The 2,971-nt window shown below is 67.6% G+C and carries 3 protein-coding genes; all 3 read right to left on the bottom strand.

What is annotated here, in order from left to right; genetic code table 11:
* Positions 1-22: 22 nt before the first annotated feature.
* A complete protein-coding gene (locus ACXWUF_RS21430) occupies positions 23-1,759 on the bottom strand; it encodes a hypothetical protein (RefSeq protein ID WP_458496565.1) in 1,737 nt (578 codons plus the stop codon).
* Between the two features lie 40 nt (positions 1,760-1,799).
* Positions 1,800-2,486 (bottom strand): hypothetical protein, encoded by a 687-nt coding sequence (locus tag ACXWUF_RS21425; protein WP_458496564.1) that lies wholly within the window; start codon positions 2,484-2,486, stop codon positions 1,800-1,802.
* 14 nt (positions 2,487-2,500) lie between these two features.
* Positions 2,501-2,971: copper resistance CopC family protein (locus ACXWUF_RS21420; RefSeq protein WP_458496563.1), on the bottom strand; the 471-nt coding region annotated here is incomplete at its 5' end.

The raw sequence follows: 2,971 nt of genomic DNA, 5'->3' as shown, positions 1-2,971 counted from the left end.
CCCCCCCACTCCCACAAGCCGGTCACGACCGCGACCCCGCCCCATTCCGGCGCCGCGCCTCCAGGAATTCCAGCGAGGTGATTTTCCACCGCCCATCCAGCGCGGGACTCAGCACGAAATTGGCCTGATACTCGTTGCTGCGCTCGTGGGAATGGCCCCAGTGGGACACCGTACCATGGGCCACCCAGCGGGCGGCGATGCGCATATCGCGGGTGCCGCTGTGGGCGATGCGGCTGTCCAGCACCTCGATGCGGTTCACCCGGCCTTCGCCGCCCAAGCCCCGGTCCCGCTGTTGCAGGGCGCGGCGCTGGCGCAGATAGATTTCGTCCAGGATGTCGCCATCCAGGCTCAGGGCCAGCCGGTCGTAGGCCGCGTCCTCGCCGCGTATCTGAAAGGCCCGGTAGACGTTGTGCAGCAGGGCGTGCAATTCGGTCTTGGCGGCGTCCTCCGGCAGAGGTTCTGTCGTGGCGGCGGCGGCATCCGGCACCCGCACGATTTCCGGGTAAAACCCGACACAGCCGGCCAGCGCCAGCAACAGGCCCAATTCCGCCGCCGCGCCGGGCGGATGGAAGCGTCGCCGCCGCAGGGGCTGGGCCAGCGCCGCGAGGGCGATGGCCGCGCCGAGGTAGCGCAGGGCGGTATCCAGCCCGTGCGGCACGCGGGGCGTGGGATGCTCTGGCACGGCGATGGCGGGCTGGTCCTCCGCCATGTCAAACACGTCGTCCGAAGACCATTGGAACAGCGGGTATTGGCGGGTCACGTAGGAATCGAAGCTTTCGATGCCGTATTGCACGCTGACCTGGCGGCGGCTGTCGGCTTTGCCGAAGGCGTCCCATTCCAGTTCGATGGCGTGGGCGGGCTGGTCGGTGAGATACACCAGAATAACGCCCGCCAAGGCCGTGGCGCTGTCCAGCGGCTCGTCATCGGGCAAGACCTGCACGCCCCGCCGGTCGAAGCGGATGAATTCCACCCGGTCGAGTTGCGGCGCCACGGCGGCGCCGTCGATACGCAACGGGTTGTGATGGGTCAGATAATCGCCGATGGCCTGCTTCAAGGCGTTCCGCTCGGTCGCGGTGAGACGCTCGGGATGGGCGGGATGAAAATCCAGCCGGGCCAGCAGGTCGTGCGCCCGGATCATGATTTCGTGGCGAACCTCGTAAGGCTCGACATAAATGAACGAGCGCGGCTCGGCGTGGTGGCGGGCGAAGGCGGCGTCGTCGAAGCGCGATTGCCACGGGTCGGACCAGTCCAGGCGCAGGGTCGCGGCTTTGTCCAGGGCCACGAGGTCGCTGACCGGCACGCCGCGATGCAGGGCGATCATGCCGATGTCGGTGCCCGCGACCCCGTGGGGCGGCGCTATCGTCAGTTCCTCCGCCCGCTCCGGCGGCACGAATTCAAGCTCGGCCTCGTAATACGGATCAGGCCCGGCGGCGATTTTCCGCAGGCTGGCAAGCCGACCGGGCAGCGCGTGACCCGCCCGGTCGTTGAGCGCCAGCAGGCGGCTGGCGATTTGTTCCGGCGGGCTGGCCGGGTCGTCCGGCGCGGCCAGCCGCGCCAGCGCGGGCAGGGCTTTGTCTAGAAGGCGCAGGTTCACATGGACGGCCCGCTCTTGGATGGCCACCTCCGCCACCGCGCCGAACCGGGCGAAACCCGCCCAGTCGGCCCACGCGGCCTGGGTGACGGCGCACATCGCCAGCAACAGCCACAGCTTGCCAGCGATGCCTTTCAGGAGTTCTGGCTGGAATTCGATGCCCATCATCGCTCATGCCTCCCGGCTGGGGGGTGGGGGTCGCGAGTGTTTAACCGGCCTTGACTTCGGTGGCGGCGACCACCGCGCCGTCCCGCTTCGGTCGATAAGCCCGCCAGGTGCGGTAGCCGATGAGCCCCATGACCCCGAAGAACAGCGCGACCACCAGGCCCGTGGCCCGGCCCGCGAACTTGCCGTAATCGGTGGGCGGCGGCAGGGCGGCGCTGAAGGGAATGCGCAGCCGGTCGTCCTCCATGATGGGACCGTCGCCGATGATGGCGATCAGGGCGTAATGGCCGGGATGGGTGATGTCCACATGGGTGTCGGCGGTGCCGTTCTTGTAAATCTTGGCGGGGATCTCGGCCAGGGTGGATTTGACTTCCGGGGGGCGGCCATCGGCGATGTCTTCCTCCACCACGGTCAGGGCGATGGGGGTGGTGCGGGTGTCGCGGTCGAGCAGGTCGATGCTCAGGAACACTTTCCCGATTTTCGGGACTTCCTGGCAGTATTTTTCAAACTGGTTGCGCTCGCCCGCCTGCTGGCCCTCTTGGATGGCGGAGAAATGCACCGCGTAGAAGTCGTTGGCGACGAGGCAGGTCATGTTCGATCCCGAGTAGGACTGGCGGCCATTGAACGGGTCGCGGGGCGCGGTGGCGGCGGTCCCGGCCAGAGCCAGGGTGGTGGCCAGCGCGGCGGCGAGTCGCGCCGTCAGGCGGGAGAAGCGAGATGCGTGGGACATGGTGGCGTCCTCCTTCATTGAGGTTGGAGTTGAAAGGCGTACTTGCCGCTGACCACATGGCCGTCGGCGGAAAGCACCCGGTATCTCACGATGTAGCGGCCCGGCGGCAGCTTCTCCACCGAGGCCCGCAAGTGGGAGCGGGCGGAGAAATCCAGGTGCGCGTCGTGCTTATCGACCCGCTTGCCGGTGGCGTCGATGACGGCCAGGGCCAAAAATTCCTCCCCCACCGCGTCGTTGAACACCAGCAGCACTTCCTCCGGGGCGGCGGCGACGACCGCTTCCCGCTCCGGGGTGGCCTTGACCAGAATCGCGTGGGCCAAGGCGTTGGGGCTGACCATGAGGCAGGCCAGCAGGAACCGGACATGAAAGAATTCCAGGTTGATGTCGGCCACCTGCATCAAGGCGTCTATGCAGAAGGGGAAGGCGATGAAGAGGGCCTGCCGGCCGTCCTCCACGGCGCCGCTGAAGATCACGCGGTCGTCGAG

It is taken from the genome of Methylomagnum sp. (assembly GCF_054333355.1).
Note: the sequence above shows the minus strand (reverse complement) of the source record. Positions and strands in the feature narration are given on the sequence as shown.

Bases quoted from the DNA above. Each gene is read 5' to 3' on its own strand.
- ACXWUF_RS21430 (WP_458496565.1), bottom strand. From the start codon at position 1,759: ATGATGGGCATCGAATTCCAGCCAGAACTCCTGAAAGGCATCGCTGGC.
- ACXWUF_RS21425 (WP_458496564.1), bottom strand. From the start codon at position 2,486: ATGTCCCACGCATCTCGCTTCTCCCGCCTGACGGCGCGACTCGCCGCC.